This window comes from Methylobacterium sp. PvR107 (assembly GCF_017833295.1).
In the GTDB taxonomy this organism is placed as follows: Bacteria; Pseudomonadota; Alphaproteobacteria; order Rhizobiales; family Beijerinckiaceae; genus Methylobacterium.
This window is the reverse complement of record NZ_JAFIBW010000001.1, coordinates 3,345,740-3,364,647: the sequence shown is the minus strand read 5'-3', so window position 1 is coordinate 3,364,647 and position 18,908 is coordinate 3,345,740. Positions and strand designations below refer to the sequence as shown.

The 18,908-nt window shown below is 71.3% G+C and carries 15 protein-coding genes; 12 read left to right on the top strand and 3 right to left on the bottom strand.

The genetic code is table 11. From position 1 onward, the window contains the following. Positions 1–95 precede the first annotated feature (95 nt). Together purS and purQ are read left to right on the top strand one after the other, a co-directional pair. The gene (gene purS / locus JOE48_RS15875; RefSeq protein ID WP_192710634.1) at positions 96–335 is read left to right on the top strand and encodes a phosphoribosylformylglycinamidine synthase subunit PurS; all 240 of its coding nucleotides are present in this window, start codon (positions 96–98) and stop codon (positions 333–335) included. Next, entirely contained in the window at positions 335–1,015 is a 681-nt protein-coding gene (gene purQ / locus JOE48_RS15870; protein WP_210031305.1) for a phosphoribosylformylglycinamidine synthase subunit PurQ, read from the top strand. Before purS ends, purQ begins: the two co-directional genes overlap by 1 nt. 192 nt (positions 1,016–1,207) lie before the next feature. Here the strand turns inward: purQ and JOE48_RS15865 are convergent, their stop codons facing one another. Beyond that, a complete protein-coding gene (locus tag JOE48_RS15865; RefSeq protein WP_210031304.1) occupies positions 1,208–2,110 on the bottom strand; it encodes a YihY/virulence factor BrkB family protein in 903 nt (300 codons plus the stop codon). Between the two features lie 232 nt (positions 2,111–2,342). On the opposite strand from JOE48_RS15865, the gene JOE48_RS15860 reads away from it, so the two are divergent. From JOE48_RS15860 to JOE48_RS15840, 5 genes are all read left to right on the top strand, one after another. After that, entirely contained in the window at positions 2,343–3,233 is an 891-nt protein-coding gene (locus tag JOE48_RS15860) for a DMT family transporter (RefSeq protein ID WP_210031303.1), read from the top strand. Between the two features lie 98 nt (positions 3,234–3,331). Next, the gene (locus tag JOE48_RS15855) at positions 3,332–4,882 is read left to right on the top strand and encodes an FAD-dependent oxidoreductase (protein ID WP_210031302.1); all 1,551 of its coding nucleotides are present in this window, start codon (positions 3,332–3,334) and stop codon (positions 4,880–4,882) included. 186 nt (positions 4,883–5,068) lie between these two features. Beyond that, positions 5,069–5,275, top strand: a complete 207-nt coding sequence (locus JOE48_RS15850) for a hypothetical protein (RefSeq protein WP_192710629.1) — start codon at positions 5,069–5,071, stop codon at positions 5,273–5,275. 300 nt (positions 5,276–5,575) lie between these two features. Continuing rightward, a complete protein-coding gene (locus JOE48_RS15845) occupies positions 5,576–7,258 on the top strand; it encodes an acyl-CoA dehydrogenase family protein (protein WP_210031299.1) in 1,683 nt (560 codons plus the stop codon). Positions 7,259–7,394: 136 nt separating this feature from the next. Beyond that, a complete protein-coding gene (locus JOE48_RS15840) occupies positions 7,395–9,848 on the top strand; it encodes a putative bifunctional diguanylate cyclase/phosphodiesterase (RefSeq protein ID WP_245253332.1) in 2,454 nt (817 codons plus the stop codon). Positions 9,849–9,887: 39 nt separating this feature from the next. On the opposite strand, the gene JOE48_RS15835 is transcribed toward JOE48_RS15840, so the two are convergent. Both JOE48_RS15835 and JOE48_RS15830 read right to left on the bottom strand, forming a co-directional pair. Beyond that, complete coding sequence (locus JOE48_RS15835) at positions 9,888–10,064, bottom strand: hypothetical protein (RefSeq protein ID WP_210031297.1); 177 nt, start codon at positions 10,062–10,064, stop codon at positions 9,888–9,890. Positions 10,065–10,418: 354 nt separating this feature from the next. Next, on the bottom strand, positions 10,419–11,681 hold the full coding sequence (locus JOE48_RS15830; protein WP_210031294.1) for a glycosyltransferase family 4 protein: 1,263 nt from the start codon (positions 11,679–11,681) through the stop codon (positions 10,419–10,421). A gap of 112 nt (positions 11,682–11,793) precedes the next feature. Here JOE48_RS15830 and JOE48_RS15825 point away from each other — a divergent pair, with 112 nt between their 5' ends. From JOE48_RS15825 to JOE48_RS15805, 5 genes are all read left to right on the top strand, one after another. Then, entirely contained in the window at positions 11,794–13,053 is a 1,260-nt protein-coding gene (locus JOE48_RS15825; RefSeq protein WP_210035823.1) for a glycosyltransferase, read from the top strand. Between the two features lie 329 nt (positions 13,054–13,382). Continuing rightward, a complete protein-coding gene (locus tag JOE48_RS15820; RefSeq protein WP_192710624.1) occupies positions 13,383–13,739 on the top strand; it encodes a phasin in 357 nt (118 codons plus the stop codon). Between the two features lie 201 nt (positions 13,740–13,940). Beyond that, positions 13,941–14,534 carry a hypothetical protein gene (locus tag JOE48_RS15815; protein ID WP_210031292.1) on the top strand — a complete coding sequence of 198 codons (594 nt, stop codon included), beginning with the start codon at positions 13,941–13,943 and terminating at the stop codon, positions 14,532–14,534. A 139-nt stretch (positions 14,535–14,673) separates the two neighbouring features. Next, complete coding sequence (locus tag JOE48_RS15810) at positions 14,674–15,933, top strand: N-acetylmuramoyl-L-alanine amidase (RefSeq protein ID WP_210031291.1); 1,260 nt, start codon at positions 14,674–14,676, stop codon at positions 15,931–15,933. A gap of 173 nt (positions 15,934–16,106) precedes the next feature. Further along, complete coding sequence (locus tag JOE48_RS15805) at positions 16,107–18,536, top strand: penicillin-binding protein 1A (RefSeq protein WP_210031290.1); 2,430 nt, start codon at positions 16,107–16,109, stop codon at positions 18,534–18,536. Positions 18,537–18,908: the final 372 nt, after the last annotated feature.

Below are 18,908 nucleotides of genomic sequence, written 5' to 3'. Positions count from 1 at the left end.
CGGGGTCCTTCCTGCTAGATACGACCCGCGGCGCGGTGCGTAACGATGCCGCAGGTCGCACTCCTGTCCCGGCTACGCGTGAGACCCGTCGATCCATGAAAGCCCGTATCATCGTCACCCTGAAGACCGGTGTGCTGGACCCGCAGGGTAAGGCGATCGAGGCTGCCCTCAAGTCGCTCGCCATCGAGGGCGTCGACGGCGTGCGGCAGGGCAAGGTCTTCGACATCGAGGTGTCGGCCGCCGACAGCGCCGCTGCCGAGGCGACCCTGCGCACGGCCTGCGAGAAGCTCCTGGCCAACACCGTCGTCGAGAATTACGCGATCGAGATCCTCTGATGCATGCCGCGGTTGTCGTCTTCCCTGGTTCCAACCGCGAGACGGATGTGGTCCGGGCCCTGCGCCGGTCGGGCGCGCAGGTGAGCCTGGTCTGGCACGCGGACCATGACCTCCCGGCCGGCACCGATCTCGCCGTGCTGCCAGGCGGCTTCTCGTACGGCGACTACCTGCGCTGCGGCGCCATCGCCGGCCGGGCGGCCGCGATGGATGCCGTACGGGCCCACGCGGCGCGCGGCGGCCTCGTCCTCGGCATCTGTAACGGCTTCCAGATCTTGTGCGAATCGGGTCTGCTGCCGGGCGTGCTGATGCGCAACGTCAACCGGCGCTTCATCTGCCACCGGCAGACGCTCCGGGTCGAGCGCGCCGACACCCGCTTCACCAGCGCCTACAGCCAGGGTCAGGTCATCGACGTCTGCGTCGCCCACGGCGAAGGCAACTACTTCGCCGATCCCGAGACGCTGGCGCGGATCGAGGGCGAGGGCCATGTGGCGTTCCGGTACTGCGACGCGTCCGGGACCATCACCGTGGAGGCGAACCGCAACGGCTCGCTCAACGCGATCGCCGGCGTGCTGTCCGAGAACCGCAACGTCCTCGGCATGATGCCGCATCCGGAGAACTTCGTCGAAGGCCTGATCGGCGGGACGGATGGGCGCGGCCTGTTCGACAGCTTGGCCGCGTAGAGGCGCCGGCGAAAACCGCTATTAACCGAACATTAAGGCTTTCGAGACATGAAGAGGCATCCAGAGATCTGGATGTCGAGTTGGACTTCTCGTCCGCTCTGTTTGATGCCTCCCTGACGACTCCTCCAAGCCGCTCCGTCCGGGGCGGCTTTTTTCTGTGTCGCGCGTCGCCAACCGGCTCGCGAGGCAACCTCAGGTGCCGGAGGCGGTCCATCGTCCCTCCATCTCGGCCCGGCGCGCCAGCATCTTCGCCTGCAGGCGGCTGCGGCGGGCGGCGATCACCGTGCCGTTGATCTCGCCGCCGAACAGGAACATGGCGGCGAGCCAGTAGAGGAACACCAGGAACACCATCGCGGTGGCCAGGCCCCCATAGGTCGACGCGTAGGCGTTGGAGAACCGGTCGAGGTAGTAGCCGAAGCCGAGGCCGGCGAAGAACCACAGGACCAGCGTCACCCCGATCCCCGGCAGCACCGACAGGATCGAGCGCCGCCCGGCCGCGACGAATTTGTGGGCGATCACCAGGACCACCGCGAGGAGCAGTGCCGTGACGGCGATCCGCCCGATCGCCACCGTCAGGCTCAGGGGTTCGAGCCCCGGCGCAACCAGGATCACGTTGCGCCAGATCAGCGGCCCCAGCACCACGAGCAGCGCGAAGGCCAGCATGGCGAAGGCGCCGCAGATCACGTAGCCGATCGATTCGAGCCGGGTCAGCCACCAGGGCCGGCTCTCCCGCAAGCCGTAGGCGCGGTTCAGCCCGACCCGCAGGCTCTCGACCCCCGAGGACGAGAAGTACAGGGCGAACAGCGCGCCGAGGGTCAGCACGCCGCTGCGCTGCTCGGTGAGCACCCGGTGCACCTCGCCGACGATCGGCTTGGCGATTTCCCGGGGCCACGCGTCGAAGATCAGCACCCCGGCCTCGTCGGCGAGCGACTGCGTGCCGAACAGGCCGGCGAGCGCCGCGAGCAGGATCAGGAACGGGAACAGCGAGGTCAGGGTCGAGAGGGCGATGTGGCTCGCGATCGCCCAGCCGTCGTGGGCGACGAAGCGCTGCGCGGCGAGGCCCGCGACCTGGGATCCAGAGCGGAGAGGGTTCACGGGCGTTCAACGATCCTCAGGCGCACGATACGCAAGCGCACAATCCTTGGGCGGAGCGGCCCGCCGATGAACGGCGCCGAAGCCCGCCCGTCAACGCCGCCGGACCGATCCGGTCCCGAACGCCGTCCGGTGACGCGCCCGCGCCACGCCGGACGCGCGCGGGCGCGGCGCGGGGGCCGGACCGCCGAATCGGCGTTGCGATTCACCGGCCGGATGCCCCTTAGATCGCGCCATGCTGACTCGCCCACGACCGTCGCGCCTCGCGGCCGGCGCCCTCCCGGCCCTGTTCGTCCCGATCTGGGCGACCGGCTTCATCTCGGCGCGGGCCGTGGTGCCGCACGCCGACCCCTTCGCGTTCACCGCTGTCCGCTTCACCGCCGTCGCGCTGATCCTGGCCGGGATCGCGGCGGCGTCCCGGGTCCGGTGGCCGGCCGACCGCGCCGGCTGGCGCGATCCGGTGATCGCGGGCTTCCTGATGCAGGGCGTCTACCTGTCGAGCACCTTCTGGGCGGTGAGCCACGGGCTGCCGGCCGGGATCGCGGCGCTCGTCGGCAGCCTGCAGCCGCTGCTCACCGCCCTCCTGGCGCAGCCGCTGCTCGGCGAGCGCGTCAGCGGCCGCCGGGCGCTGGGCATCCTGATGGGCTTTGCCGGCGCCGGCCTCGTGCTCGCCCCGAAGCTCGGCGCCACGGATCCGTCCGGGATCCCACCGCGGGCGCTGGCGGTCAGCTTCCTGGCGGTGCTGGCCCTGACCTTCGGTACCCTCTGGCAGAAGCGAACCGGCGGCCGGGGCGAGCTGCTCGCCGGCGCGACGCTCCAGTTCGTCGGCGGCATGGCCTGCGCGATCCCGCTGGCGCTGGCCTTCGGCAGCCCGGTGATCGATCCCGTCCCGACCCTGTGGCTCGGCCTCGCCTGGGCGGTCCTGATCAACTCGGTGGCGGGGATCCTGCTGCTGCTGGCGCTGATCCGGCGCGGCGCGGTGGCGGGCGTCGCCGCCCTGTTCTTCCTCGTGCCGCCGGTCGCGGCCGTGCTCGGGTACCTGTTGTTCGGCGAGGTGCTGACCCCCGTGCAGGGCGCCGGGATGGCGCTCGCCGCCCTGGGCGTCGCGGTCGCCAGCCGCGGCTGAGGGGCCGGGCCTGCGACGGAAGGCCCGGAAACCCTTCGCGGTCTCGCGGTTTGGTGCGCGGGTCACGACGGCCCGGGCCGGCACCGAGCGAGGCGCGGATGGATCAGGACAAGCCCCGCGAGATCCGTCTCGCCCTCGACGCGATCCCCCTCGGCGGCAAAGCCGAGGGCAAGGCGGGGGACGATGCGGTGCTGTTCGTGCGCGACGCCGACGGGGTGCGCGCCTTCCAGGCCAAATGCCCGCATCTCGGCGCACCGCTCGCCAAGGGCGAGATCTGCGGCGGCCGGCTCTACTGCCCGTGGCACAAGGCCGCCTTCGCGGTCGCCGACGGGAGCCTGGAGGAGCCGCCGGCGCTGGAGGCGCTCACCCGTTATCCGGTCCGGATCGAGGGCAACGAGGCCGTGGCGACGCTCAGCCCGGAGCCGAGCCCGGCCACGCGCGCCGAGACGCCCGTCTCCCATGTCCTGATCGTCGGCACCGGCGCGGCGGCGGTCGCCTGCGTCACGACCCTGCGCCGGGAGGGCTATGCCGGCACGATCACGATGGTCGGCCGCGAGGCCCATCCGCCCTACGACCGGACCAAGCTGTCCAAGCAGTTCCTGGCCAAGCCCACGCCCGCCGAGAAGACCCTGCTGGAGCCGGATTTCGCTGCCGCCCACCGGGTCGAGCGGATCGAGGCCGAGGCGACCCGGATCGATCCCGCCGCCCGCAGCGTCACCCTGGCGGACGGGCGGGCGCTCACCGGCGGCGCCCTGCTGATCGCCACCGGCAGCCGCGCCGTCGTGCCGGATTTCGCCGGCCGGGATCTCGACGGCGTGATGACCCTGCGCAGCCTCGACGACGCCGTGCGGCTCAGCGCGGCGGCCGAGCACGCCCGGCGCGTGGTGGTGATCGGGGCGGGCTTCATCGGCCTGGAGGCCGCCGCCTTCCTGACCAAGCGCGGCCTGTCCGTGACGATCCTGTCCCGGGAGGAGATCCCCTTCGCCAAGCGCTTCGGCGAGGCCGTCGGCGCGGCCCTGAAGCGCTACCATGCCGGCAACGGCGTGACCTTCGTCACCGGCAGCGTCGCGCGTATCGCCGGCACCGGCTCCGTCGAGGCGGTCGAGACCGGGGCCGGGATGCGGCTCCCGGCCGACATCGTGCTGATCGGCGCCGGCGCCGCGCCGGAGACCGGGATCGTCGCCGGGGTGGAGCCCGATGAGCACGGCGGCCTGCCGGTCGGCGCAGACCTGAGGCTCGCCGACGGGGTCTGGGTCGCCGGCGACATCGCGGCCTTCCCGGAGCGCGGCAGCGGGGTCACCGCCCGGATCGAGCACTGGCGCCTGGCGCAGCAGCATGGAACCCACGCGGCCCGGGCGATCCTGGGCGCGACCGACGCGTTCTCCGGTGCGCCGTTCTTCTGGAGCAACCAGGGGGACAAGCGGCTGGATTACGGCGGCTACGCGCCGGATTTCGACAGCATCATCCTGCAGGGCGATCCGGATGCGCTCGACTTCATCGCCTACTACGTCCGCGCGGGACGCGCCGTCGCGGCCTGCAGCATCGGCCGCAACCCGGCCTTCACGGCGTTCCTGCACCTGCTGGGCGAGAACCGGGTGCCGAGCCCGGAGACGATCGAGGCCGGCGCCGATCTTCCGGCGCTGGTGTGACGCGTGCCGTCATCGCGCGTGGCGAAGCGGCCCAGAAACGCGCCACGCTGGGAGGGGGCGCGACACTGCGTTGCTTTGCGCCGCCCGCAAGGGCGGGGCATCCGGTCCGGTGGAACCAGGCCTGACGAATCCTTCTTTGGGTAGACGCCGCCCGCCGTCCGACAAGCCGGGCCTCTGGGAGGCATCATGAATTCAATTATCGTCGTCGCCCTGATCTGTGCCGCCTCGGTCCAGGCACCGGACTGCTCGCGCGACACCGCCATCGACGTGATCACCGGCCCGGCCCACACGCTTCAGGAATGCTTGGTCCAGGGACCGGTGCTGGCGGCCAATGCCGGCTTCAAGGGCGAGGACGGGGCCTACGTGAAGACGCGGTGCGAGCAGAAACGCTGATCCCGTCGCCGGATCTCCCTGTCACAACCGGATCCTGAGATGCGGCAAAGCCGCCGCGCAGGCGGCGTCCGGAGGTCGTGCGGCCGGCTGGAAGGCTCCTTCGAGGCCCGCTGACCCAGGCATCTCACGATGAGGCTGCGGGTAGGAGCCCCCAAGTCGAGGCGCGTCTTGCCGGGTCGCCCGGGAAGTCGTTCCGTCTTCAACTTGAGTTCAAGACGCCGCAAACGAAATCTGCTTCGGCCCGGGATCCGAACAGGTTAAAAGACCCGATCCAAGAAGACGCCACGCGAGCAAAAAACCATGTCCGCATCCCCCGCCATCCAGTCCGAGCCGCAGGACCTCGTGTCCCTGATCAAGTCCGCCGGCGCGAGCGCCAAGGCGCTGGCCGCCGAGGCCACGCGCCGGGTCCGCACGCGGATCCTCGGGACGGACGGGCGGATCGACGCGGCCAAGCTCGAGAGCCAGCAGCACGCCGCTCACGGGCTCGCCTGGCTCGCGACCTACGCGGAGGCCGTCGCCGAGCTCGGCGGCTATGCCGAGCGCCTCCAGGCCGAGGGACGGTTCGGCGAGACCGAGGCGCTGCTCGTCCGGATCGGCGCCGGCGAGTATCTCGACCAGCTGTTCTCCGGCATCCCGATGAGCCAGGGCGAGATGGTCCGCCTGACCGGCTCGCTCGGCCTCTCCGCCAAGGAAGTGGCACAATACCGCACCGACGCGATCGAGACCCTGATCGCCGAGGGCAACACGCCCGAGAACCGCGCCGCCCTGGTCGCCCAGATGCGCGACGGCAGCGGCTCGGCGACCGTCGGCGCCTCGGGCCTCGACGAGGACATGGAGGCGATCCGCTCCGAGATGCGCCGCTTCGGCAAGGCCGAGGTGGTCGATCAGGCGCACGAGTGGCACCTGAAGAACGCCTACATCCCGATGGAGATCGTGACCAAGATGGCCGAGCTCGGCGTCTTCGGCCTGACGATCCCCGAGGAATACGGCGGCATGGGCCTGCCCAAGACCGCCATGTGCGTGGTCTCGGAGGAGCTGTCCCGGGCCTATATCGGCGTCGGATCCCTGGGCACCCGCTCGGAGATCGCCGCCGAGCTGATCCTGTGCGGCGGCACCGAGGAGCAGAAGCAGCGCTTCCTGCCGAAGATCGCCAGCGGCGACATCCTGCCGACCGCGGTCTTCACCGAGCCGAACACGGGCTCGGATCTGGCCAGCCTGCGCACCAAGGCCGTCAAGGACGGCGACACGTGGAAGATCACCGGCAACAAGACCTGGATCACCCATCCGGTGCGCGCCGACATCATGACGGTGCTGGTCCGCACCAAGCCCGAGGAGAAGGGCCACCGGGGCCTCTCCATGCTGATCGCCGAGAAGCCGCGCGGCACCGACGCGGAGCCGTTCCCGGTCCAGGGCCTGTCGGGCGGCGAGATCGAGGTGCTCGGCTACCGCGGCATGAAGGAGTACGAGCTGGCTTTCGAGGGCTTCGAGGTGCCGGCCGCGAACCTGCTCGGCGAGGTCGAGGGCAAGGGCTTCGCCCAGCTGATGCAGACCTTCGAATCGGCGCGCATCCAGACCGCGGCGCGAGCCATCGGCGTCGCCCAGTCGGCCCTCGATGTCGGCCTGCGCTACGCCGAGGAGCGGGTCCAGTTCGGCAAGCCGCTGGTCAGCTTCCCGCGGGTGGCCGACAAGCTCGCCATGATGGCGGTGGAGATCAACATCGCCCGCCAGCTCACCTATTTCTCGGCCCGCGAGAAGGACGAGGGCAAGCGCTGCGACCTGGAGGCCGGGATGGCCAAGCTGCTCGGCGCCCGCGTCGCCTGGGCGGCGGCCGACAACGCCCTGCAGATCCATGGCGGCAACGGTTTCGCGCTGGAATACCCGGTGAGCCGGATCCTGTGCGACGCCCGCATCCTCTCGATCTTCGAGGGCGCGGCCGAGATCCAGGCGCAGGTCATCGCCCGCCGGCTGTTGGAAGCAGCCTGAATACCAGTATAAATCTGGGGAATAGCGTCGTTCATGGGATTATAAGCCAGCGCATGAACCTCGCTTAAACGAAATCCCCCGCTTGCTGGCCCCAGTCAACGACTGGGGCGGCTCAGTGAGCGCGCAGCACGCACACCTGCAGACCGGGAAGAGCCTGCTGCACCACTGGCAGGCGTGTCGACCGCCGGGAGACCCCCTGCCGTCCTACGAGGCTGTCGTCCTGGGCAGACTCGGGCGGCTCGCCGACCGGGCCGCCCTTGTGACGACCCGCGGCGGCCAGGCCACCGGGATCCTCTGGGCCGGCCAGGATTTCGGCGCCTGGCTGGCGCAGGATCCGGCGGGCCGCCCCGTCGGACCTTTCCCGGTCGAGTCCGTCCCGGTTCACGCCTTCCCGGTCGATGTCCGTCAGCCCATCGACGAGGTCGTGGCGGCCGCGCTCGCCACCGGCGAGCCGGCCCACGGCCGGTGCGACCGCCTTTCTGCCGGCGTCGTCACCTCGACCAGCCTGGTCGGCCTGCCCCTGGGCAACCGCTGGGGCGAGCCCTTCGTGCTCCTCGGGCTCGACGCCGCGAGCGTCCGGACCGAGCTCGTCCAGGCGATGTTCACCGCCACCGACCAGGGCATCCTGGCGCTGAGCACCGTCCGGGACGGGGACGGGCGCCCGGTGGATTTCAAGATCGTCGCCCTCAACGAAGGGGCCGAGCGCCTTCTGGAGCGTCCCGCGTCCGTCCTGCAATGGCAGCGCGTGGGTCACCTGTTCCCGGGGACGATCACCGCGCGGACGATCGCCACGCTCGCCGCCATGGTCGAGCGGGGCGGCCGCGAGTCCTTCGAGCTGAGCCGGCCCCGGTCGGACGGAGGGACCCTGTACCTCAAGGTCGAGGCGGGCTGCGTCGGCGACCTCCTCTCGATCACCATGACGGATGTCGGCGACATCAAGGCCCGGGAGGCCTCGTTCCGGCTCCTGTTCGAGAACAACCCGGTGCCGATGTGGGTCGTCGCCGAGGCGCGCGACCGGTTCCTGGCGGTCAACGACGCGGCGATCGCCCATTACGGCTACAGCCGCGATCAGTTCCTGGCCCGCGCGCCCGCCGATCTGGTCATCGCCCCCGAACACGCCTCGGGCCTCGGCCTGCCCGCCACCGGCGCGCTGCACCGCCGCGCCGACGGCTCGGCCATCGAGGTCTCCCTGTTCGAGCGGGCCCTGCCGTTCGGCGGCCAGCAGGCCGTCCTCGAGGCCGCGATCGACATGACCGAGCGCCGCCTGGCCGAGGCGCGCATCGCCCACATGGCCCACCACGACGCGCTCACCGGCCTGCCGAACCGGGTGCTGTTCCGGGACCGCCTCGGCGAGGCGATCGCGCGCCACGCCCGGAACGGCGAGGAATCGGTGCTGCTCTGCCTCGACCTCGACAAGTTCAAGATCGTGAACGACACGCTGGGCCATCCGGTCGGCGACGCGCTGCTGCGTGAGGCCGCCGAGCGGATCGCCGGGTGCCTGAACCCGGACGACCTGGTCGCCCGGCTCGGCGGCGACGAGTTCGCGATCCTCGTGCGCGGGATCGCCCTGCCGGTGCTCGCCGACGGGCTGATCGCGCGCGTGATCGCCGAGCTCGCCCGTCCGTTCCGCCTGGACGGCCAGGATTGCCATATCGGCACCAGCATCGGCGTGGCCTGCCTGCCGCGCGACGGGACCGATCCCGAGACGCTCATGAAGAACGCCGACCTCGCCCTGTACCGGGCGAAGGCGGAGGGCGGGGGCACCTTCCGGTGCTTCGAGCCGGAGATGGATGCCTGGGTCCAGGCACGGCGGCGGCGCGAGAACGAGCTGCGCGAGGCGCTCGCCCGGGAGCAGTTCTCGCTGGTCTACCAGCCGCTGATGAGCGCGCAGGCCGACCGGATCCTCGCCTTCGAGGCGCTGCTGCGCTGGCACCACCCCGAGCACGGTCCGGTCTCGCCGGCCGAGTTCGTGCCGCTCGCCGAGGAGACGGGCCTGATCGTCCCGATCGGGGCCTGGGTGATGCAGACCGCCTTCGCCGAGGCGGCCGCCTGGCCGGACGCGATCCGGCTCGCGGTCAACCTCTCCTCGGTCCAGTTCCGCAACCGCAGCTTGGTCGAGACCGTGCGCGATGCCCTCGCGGCCTCGGGGCTCGACCCGCGGCGCCTCGAGCTCGAGATCACCGAATCGGTCCTCCTGGCCGACAGCGCCGCCAATCTCGCGACCCTGCACGCGCTGCGGGCGATGGGAATCCGCATCGCCATGGACGATTTCGGGACCGGCTATTCGAGCCTCGGCTACCTGCGCAGCTTCCCGTTCGACAAGATCAAGCTCGACCGGTCCTTCGTCAGCCAGGTCGGCGAGAACACCCATTGCACGGCGATCGTGCGGGCGGTGGCGAGCCTCGGCACCAGCCTGGGCATCGCCACGACGGCCGAGGGCGTCGAGACCGCCGAGCAGCTCGCGATGCTGCGCGCCGAGGGCTACGACGAGGTCCAGGGCTTCCTGTTCAGCCGTCCGGTCCCGGCGCCCGCGGCGCGGCTGCTGATCGAGCAGGCCGCGGACGGTTCCTTCGGCAGCCGGGCGGCCTGACGCCACCCGGCGGGCGTGCGGGCGGCGCCTGCGGAGCGCCTACTTGGTGATCTTCACCGAGACCGGGTCGCTCGACGGGAAGGTCTCTTCCAGGGCGTCGTCCAGGCGCTCGTCCAGCTTCTCCTGCCGGTTGTCGGGATTCTTCGCGTCGCCCGGCTTGGCGCTGCCCTGCTGGAAGCCCGGCTTGGTGTCGTTCGGCTTGTGGTCCTCGGCCATGTCGGTCGCTCATCGGTGACGGGGGCACGCACGGGTGCCGGTGCGCATCAACGCGAGCGACGGCGGGTGTTTCCGATCTTTCCGGGCCGGCGCGTCAATCCGGCCGACCGCGTCGGATGGGCATCGCCGCGGATTGCGCGGCTGCCCATGATCCTCGACGGAATGCCGGCCGCGCGCGCGCCGCCAGTCCGGGGCGCCGCAGGCGAGCCCGGAATCCAGACGCGCAGGTTGTGCCAGCCCTTGACGCGCCGGCGGGTGCGGATCCCAGGCTCCGCTGCGCGGCCCCGGGATGACGGGATGGCTGTCAACCGGCGTCGGTCCCGGCTCGGAGGGCGATTGTCCGGCCCGGACGGTTCAGGCGGTCGCGAGCGGCCGCTCGACCGGGCTGCCGATCGCCCCGCGGGCGGCCCCGCGCCGCACCGTCTCGTAGACGTTTCCGAGACGGTCGAGATGCGCGTCGAGGCTCAGCGGCGCCGCCCAGTAGCGATCGTAGGCGGCCCGGCCCATGCGGGCGGCAAGATCATCGTCCGACAGGCGCCGCAGATGGGCGGCCAGGGCGTCCGGATCGCCCGAGCGGAACCAGAACCCGGTCTCGCCGTCGGTGACCGCCTCGCGGCCCGCGCAGGCGTCGCTCACGATCACCGGCGTGCCGCAGGCCAGGGCCTCGTAGACGGTGAGCGGCTGGCCCTCGTACCAGACGCTCGGGAAGACCAGGGCCCGGGCCTGCCGCATCAGCGCCTGCACGCCGGCCGCGTCGCGCCAGCCGCGCATCTCTGCCTCGGGATAGCGCGCAGCGAGGTCGGCCCGCTCCGGACCGTCGCCCACGAACACCGCCCGCACCCCCGCCCGCCGGGCCGCCTCGGCGAAGATCGGCGCGCCCTTCTCGGTGGAGATCCGCCCCACGAACAGGAAATCGCCCGGCGCGTCCTCAGGCACCGGCGCCCGCGCCACCGCGACCGGGTTGTCGACCCGGTGGAACACGGTGCCGGCGGGCATCAGCGGCCGGACGACGCTCTCCTGGAGGTCGCTGATGGTGATGACGTGGGAGAACAGCTCCGGCAGCCGGGCCACATGGCTGAGCCCGACATGGCGGATCATCCGGGCGACCTTGCGCGGATAGCTGCGCGCGTCGCAATTCGCCCCGATGCAGGCGGCCGACATCGGGGTCCGGTGGCAGATCCGCTGCTCCGGATAAGCGTAGAAGCCGCCGGTGGGGCAGACCAGGAAGAATTCGTGCATCGTGTAGAGGCAGGGCAGGCCCGAGGCCCGCAGCGCCGTGCCGATCGACGGCGACAGCGCCTTGGCGAAGGCGTGGACGTGCACCACGGTGTCGCGGGGATCGCAGGCGGCGAGTTCCCGGGCCAGCGCGCGGCTCGCGGCGCCGTTCCAGATCGCCTGGGCCGCGAAGGCCAGCTTGCTGCGCGCCGTGGTGACGTCGTCCTGCTCCAGGCAGACCACCCGGATGCCGGCGGGCTCCAGACGCGGATCCACCGGGCCGACGGCCGCGAACAGGCTGACCCGTATGCCGCGGGCGGCGAGCCCCAGGGCGGATTCGATCGCCACCTTGGCCTGGCCGCCATTGATCGCGGCGTGGTCTGCGACGAGGACGACGTGCACGTCAGGAACTCCGCCGCTCCGATCCGGGGTCGAAATCTGTAACCCACCGCGGTTGATCGCCCGTAAACCGGTTTCCGCCATGGTCTCGGCCGCTGATGTCGGGACGATCTCCATGCATGTCGTGATCCTGGCCGAATTCGCGGCCGCCAGTGGCGGGGCCGAGAAGGTCGCGCTGGAATCGGCCCGCGGGCTCGCCGAGGCCGGTCTCGCGGTCAGCTTCATCCAGGCCATCGCGGGACCGGTGGATCCGCTCCTCGACCACCCCGCCATCCGGCGGATCGTCCTCGGCCTGCCGGATATCTGGTCCCTCGGCGGCCTCCGGGCGGCGGCCGCGGGGATCTGGCACGCGGACGCGGCGCGCCGGCTCGCCGCGGCGCTCGACGGCCTCCCGATGCGGCCGGACTGCATCCACCTGCATCAATGGACCCGCACCCTGTCGCCCGCGATCTTCCCGGTCCTGTCCGGTGCCGGCGTGCCGCTGGTCGTCACCCTGCACGACTACGCCCTGGCCTGCCCGAACGGCGTCTACTACCGGTTCGACCGGGGGGAGCCCTGCGGCCTCGCGCCCCTGTCGGCCGCCTGCCTCGCGGCCCCCTGTGACCCGCGCAGCCGCGCCCACAAGCTCGTGCGCGTCGCCCGCGCCGCGGTGCTGCGGCAGGTGACCCGGCGGCGCCCGCTCCATGTCGTCCATGTCTGCGACGCCAGCCAGCGGCGGCTCGGCGACCTGCTCGCCGGCTACGCCGTCACCCACCACCGAATCGACAATCCCGTCCGGATCGCGGACGGGCCGCCGGCCGAGCCGGGGCGCGGCGACGCCATCGCGTATGTCGGCCGCCTGACGCGGGAGAAGGGCGCCGACCTCGTGGCCGACGCCGCCCGGGCCGCCGGCCTGCCCGCCCTGTTCATCGGTGCGGGCCCCCTGGAGGCGGAGCTGCGCGCCCGGGACGGGGTCACGGTGGTCGGGTGGCAGAGCCCCGAGCGGGTCTGGCAGATCCTGCGGTCCCGCGCCCGGGCGCTGGCTGCGCCGTCGCGCTGGTACGAGACCGGGCCGCTCACCGTCTACGAGGCGCTGGCGGCCGGGATCCCGGTGGTCGCCTCCGACCGGTCGGGCGCCGCCGAGAAGGTCCGGCACGGTCGGACCGGCTTCGTGGTCGCCCCGGAGGTCGGGCCATTGGCGGCGGCCTTCACGGCCCTGCGCGACGATGCCCTGGCCGCCGCCCTCGGCGCGGAGGCCCACAGCGTGTCCCGCGACGCGCCGATGGATCTGGAAGCCCACGCGAGGGCACTCCGGGCGCTCTATGCAGTGCTGCCGGCCGCGCCGGCTGGTGCAATGCAACATCGGGATCGGCTGGCGGTCGCATCCCGGTCCTGAAGCGGAGCAGGATTACTGGCATGCCAGAAGTCTTCCCAATCCCTTCGCGACCCTCTAGACAAAGTGAGAGATTTTTGTAAACCGGCTCGCCACCAGAATCAGCTATCGAAAACGCCTCGCTGAGACGGCAGATTTTGATTCCTTGCTGCTGTGGCGTCGGATCCCTGGTCCGATGACTGCCCGAGATCATCGATTCGGCATTTTATCGGTCCTCGCGTGCCGGCCGCCCCCGGGCATGCACTTGACTTCTTGTTGCACTGCAACATATAGAGGTGCGTCAACGCGGACGCATCCGGCGTCCCGCTCCAAAAATCCTGCTGGAGACATCGATGCAGACCCCGAACTTCGAGATCCCGACCGAAATGCGCGACTTCGCCGAGAAGAGTGTCGATCAGGCCCGGAACGCCGTCGGCACCATGATGGCCAACGCCGTCAAGGCGGCCGAGCAGGTCCAGGCTTCGGGCCAGACCTTCCAGTCGACCCTCAGCGCCGCGGTCGTGAAGGGCTTCGATCACGCCCAGACCAACGCCAACGCGACCTTCGACTTCGCCCAGAAGCTCGTGCGCACGAAGGACCTCCGCGAGGCGTTCGAGCTGCAGTCCGAGTTCGTCCGCAGCCAGTTCGCCGCGCTCCAGGCCCAGGCCAAGGATTACGGCGCCCTCGCCCAGAACGCCGTCGCCCGCTGAGGCCGGCCTTCCGGTCCCCGATCCTGGCGGTCGGGGACGCATTCCGGGATCCGGGCGGCCGATCGGGGCCGGCCGGTTCCCACTGATCCGACACCCGGGCATCACGGGTCCGGCGCCGACACGGCGGGCGGGCCGGCCGCGCACGAATCTCCGGCCGCCGCTCCGTCAGGATGGCTGAAGCCGACAGGAGGAGATCGCGCGATGGGAAAACCGCGTCGACCGAGAGCAAGCCGTTCCACCTGGGAGCCGAAGCCGCCTCAGGAGGCGGACGCGCCGGCCCCGGCCGAGAACCACGCTGAGGATTCCGCGATCGAGACGGCCGCTGTTCCCGCCGTCGCGGGCGGCACGCCGGCAGCGGCCCTAGACCCCCTTCCGGCGACCGCGCTTATCCCGGAGGCGGCCGAACCGCAGGTCGGGCCAGCCGTCGGGCCAGCTTTGGAAATGCTCGCGGCGACCGCAGCGGCGATCCCGGAGGTCACGCCCGCCGGCGAGGCCGCGGCGGTGATCGTCCGCGCCCCGGCCGCGGCACCGGAGGCCTCCGGCGTCGCGGAGCCGAACCGAATCGCCTTTTCCCCCGACCGGCTCGACGTCGTCGAGATCGGCTCGACCATCGCCCGCTACATGCGGGGCGAGGGCGAGGCTGCCCTCGCGCATCTGCGCGCCCTCTCGGGCGCCCGCACGCCCGCCGACCTGATCCGCCTGCAGGTCGGTGAGGTCCAGCGCGCCGCCGACGCCTCCCTGACCTGCTGGGTCACGGTGGTCGGCAAGGCGAGCCGCGTCGTCGCGTTCCGTTGATCCGGCGCGCCGAGGGCGGCGTCGGCGATTGTCGCATCCCCGCAACAAAGGCGGCCGGATCGAACCGGCCGCGGCAAGAGTCCGTTAACCAGGTCCGTCCCATGCCGTAACGGAGGGTACGGGAAATGATGCCGGACCGATGCCGAGCTGTGCGCGCCTGATCCGTTCCGCCTGTCTCAGCCTCGCCGTCGCGCTGTCCGCGGCGTCGGCGGGCGCGCCGGTCGTCGCGCAGAACGGCGACAAGCCGGCCGTGGCCATCGGAGCCGACCTCGCGACTCAGGCCGGCACCACGCGCCTGACCCTGACCCTCTCGCGCGCGGTCGAGGCCCGCGGCTTCGTGATGGAGCGGCCCGACCGGGCGGTGATCGACCTGCCGGAGGTCAACTTCCAGCTCGAATCCGGCACCGGGAGCCGCCGCGACGGCCTCGTGCAATCCTTCCGCTACGGCCTGTTCGCCCCCGGGCGCTCCCGCATCGTCATCGATCTCGCCTCGCCCGCCACGGTCGGCAAGATCGAGACGGCGACCCGTCCCCGGGACGGCGCCGTGCTGCTCACGATCCCGCTGCAGCGCGCCGACCGCGACGCGTTCCGCAAGGCGGCCGCCGCCGCCGATCCCGCCCCCGCCCAGGCCCGGACCGCCGCGCCCGAACCCACCGATCAGCGCCCGCTGATCATGGTCGATGCCGGCCATGGCGGCACCGATCCCGGCGCGATCGCGGTGGGCGGCGTGTTCGAGAAGGACATCGTGTTCGGCTTCGCCCAGGCGCTGGTCGAGAAGCTGCAGGCCGGCGGCCGCTACCGGGTCCGGATGACCCGCGACCGGGACGTGTTCGTGCCGCTGGCCGAGCGCGTGCGCCTCGCCCGCGAGGCCAAGGCCGACCTGTTCGTGTCGATCCACGCCGATTCGATCTCGGCGGCGCCGCAGGTGCGTGGCGCCACGATCTACACCAATTCCGAGAAGGCCACGGACGCCGAATCCGCCAAGCTTGCCGAGCGCGAGAACCGGGCCGACGCCGCCGCCGGCGCCGATTCCGCCGAGGCGCCGCCCGATATCGTCGACATCCTGCAGGAGCTGACCCTGCGCGAGACCCGCGGCTTCTCGTCGGGCTTCGCCCGCACGCTGATGGGCCAGCTCGGCCCGGTGATGGAGATGAGCGCCAAGCCCCACCGCGAGGCGCGCTTCGTGGTTCTGCGCTCGCCCGACGTGCCGAGCGTGCTGGTGGAGCTGGGTTATCTCTCCAGCAAGCGCGACCTGGAGATGCTGCAATCGCCGGATTGGCGGGCCGGCGTCACCGGCTCCATGGCCAAGGCGATCGACCTGTTCTTCACCAACCGCGCCACGCTGGGCCGACCGACGGGGACGCGCCGCTCGGCCGCCGTCGCCCCAGTTTTACCATAGAGTGAGTGTCGATACGGGGCATCCGAACGCCCCGTCGCACCGCCGCTGAACCGGCATTCCGAGGGGGCCTGACGGGACCATCCGGGGGCCGACCGCATCGAGAGCGGACGTAACGCGCCGGGTTAAGCCGATCCCGGCATGCGGCCGGGGGCCAGCGACGAGCGGAATACCGGATGCGTCTGATCCTTCGTTTCTTCGGGATCCTGTTCAGCGCCGCGGCGGTGCTGTTCGTGGTCGGGGCGGCGGTCGGCGGCTACTTCTACTGGAAGTACAGCCAGGACCTGCCGGACCACGCGGCGCTCGCCAATTACGAGCCGCCGGTGATGACCCGCGTCCACGCGGCCGACGGCTCGCTGCTCGCCGAATACGCCCGCGAGCGCCGGCTGTACCTGCCGATCCAGGCGATGCCGAAGATCGTCGTGGCCGCCTTCCTGTCGGCCGAGGACAAGAATTTCTACAAGCACGGCGGCATCGATCCCGAGGGGATCGTGCGCGCCTTCCTGACCAACGCCAAGTCGGGCAAGCGCCAGGGCGCCTCGACCATCACCCAGCAGGTCGCCAAGAACTTCCTGCTCTCGGCGGAGCAGACCTACGACCGCAAGATCAAGGAGGCGCTGGTGGCGCTCCGCATCGAGGCGGCCTACTCGAAGGACAAGATCCTCGAGCTCTACCTCAACGAGATCTTTCTGGGTACGATCGTCCCGGGCCGCAACCTGCACGGCGTGGCCGCGGCGGCGCTGGATTACTTCGGCAAGTCGGTCCACGAGCTGACCATCAACGAGGCGGCCTACCTCGCCGCCCTGCCGAAGGGGCCGAACAACTACCACCCTTACCGCAAGACCCAGGCGGCCCTCGACCGCCGCAACGAGATCATCCGCCTGATGGCGGAGAACGGCTACATCACCCGCGAGGAGGCGGATTCCGCCAAGAAGATGCCGCTCGGCGTCAACCCGCGCGTCGCCTTCCCGAACGCCGCCAACGCCAACTACTTCACCGAAGAAGTCCGCCGCGAGATCTCCGAGCGCTACGGCGAGAAGAAGCTCTACGAGGGCGGCCTGTCGGTGCGCGCCACCCTCGACCCGAAGATGCAGGCTCTCGCCCGCAAGGCGCTGGTCGACGGCCTCGTGCGCTACGATCAGGCCCATGGCTGGCGCGGTCCGGTCACCAAGGTCGACCTGACCGGGCGCGACTGGGGCATGGCGGCGGCCGAGGTCCCGGCGCTCGGCGACGTGGCGCCCTGGCGTCTCGCCGTGGTGCTGGGCAATGGCGGCGGCGGCGTGCAGGTCGGCCTGCAGCCCAAGCGCGAGGCCTCCGGCCAGGTCGGCAAGGATCGCGAGACCGGCGTGATCCCCCCCGACGGCATGCGCTGGGCCGGTCGCGCCAACCTCCAGGCCGGCGACATGGTCTATGTCGAGGCGATGGAGGGCGGCCGCGGCCAGTTCCGCCTGCGCCAGAAGCCCGAGGTCTCCGGCGCCATCGTGGCCATGGACCCGAATACGGGCCGCGTCCACGCCATGGTCGGCGGCTTCTCGTACGACGAATCCGAGTTCAACCGCGCCACCCAGGCGATGCGCCAGCCCGGCTCCTCGTTCAAGCCGATCGTCTACTCGGCGGCGTTGGACAACGGCTACACCCCCGCCTCGATCGTGCAGGATTCGCCGATCACCATCGAGGCCGGCCCCGGCCAGGAGGCCTGGACGCCCTCGAACTACGACGGCAAGTCCGGCGGCCCGCACACCCTGCGCTACGGCATCGAGCACTCGAAGAACCTGATGACGGTTCGGCTCGCCAAGGATGTCGGCATGCCGCTCATCGCCGAGTACGCCCGCCGGTTCGGCGTCTACGACGACATGCTGCCGGTGCTGCCGATGTCGCTGGGCGCGGGCGAGACCACGGTCATGCGCATGGTCACCGCCTACTCGATGCTGGCCAATGGCGGCCGGCGCATCCGCCCGACCCTGATCGACCGGATCCAGGACCGCATCGGCGAAACGATCTACCGCCACGACAACCGCAAGTGCATCGGCTGCGACGCCGAGAAATGGTCCGGCCAGGACGAGCCGAAGCTGGTGGACGATTCCGAGCAGGTCCTCGACCCGCTGACCGCCTACCAGATGGTCTCGATCATGGAGGGCGTGGTCCAGCGCGGCACCGCCACGATCCTGAAGCAGATCGGCAAGCCGCTCGCCGGCAAGACCGGCACCACCAACGATGCCAAGGACGCGTGGTTCGTGGGCTTCTCGCCGGATCTGGCGGTCGGCATCTATATCGGCTTCGACAAGCCGCGCTCGCTGGGCGACCGCGCCACCGGCGGCGGGCTCGCCGCGCCGATCGCCCTCGAGTTCCTGAAGACGGCCCTCAAGGACAAGCCGCCGACGCCGTTCCGCGTGCCCCCGGGGATCAAGCTGATCCGCGTCAACCTCGGCAGCGGCACCCGCGCCGGCTCGGGCGAGGGCGCCGGGACGATCCTGGAGGCGTTCAAGCCCGGCACAGCGCCGCCGGATTCCTACGTGGCGCCCTCGAACCGGGAGGGTCCGCCGCCTGCAGCCGCGGCGGTGCCGCCGGATGCGGACCGCGCCGCACAGGCCGGCGGATTGTACTGAGGGCGGTCCGGCGGCGCGGGTTCGGGATCGCGCGCCGGTCCCCTCCCATGGGGACTCGGATCGCCCGACATGTCGGGCCGTGGCGCGTAAGACCGTTTCCGGTCGACGCGCTCGACCTCGCCGTCCTCGCGCGCGGAGCGAAGCGATCCAGCTGGCGCCTCGCGGACAAAGCGCGCGCTGACCGGGGTCCCTTCGCTCCGCTCGTGACGACGGCGGGGCTATCGCACCCGAAGCGTTCCCATCGGAGGCCGTGCGAGGCCGGCTGAGGGCGCGTCCCTGCTCGGCGACGAGCCCCCGCCGACTTCCGGCGGCCTCGCGATCGAGCCGGGCTTGCGGTCACGACCGGTTCGGAGCCAGTCCGGAGTCTCCGGG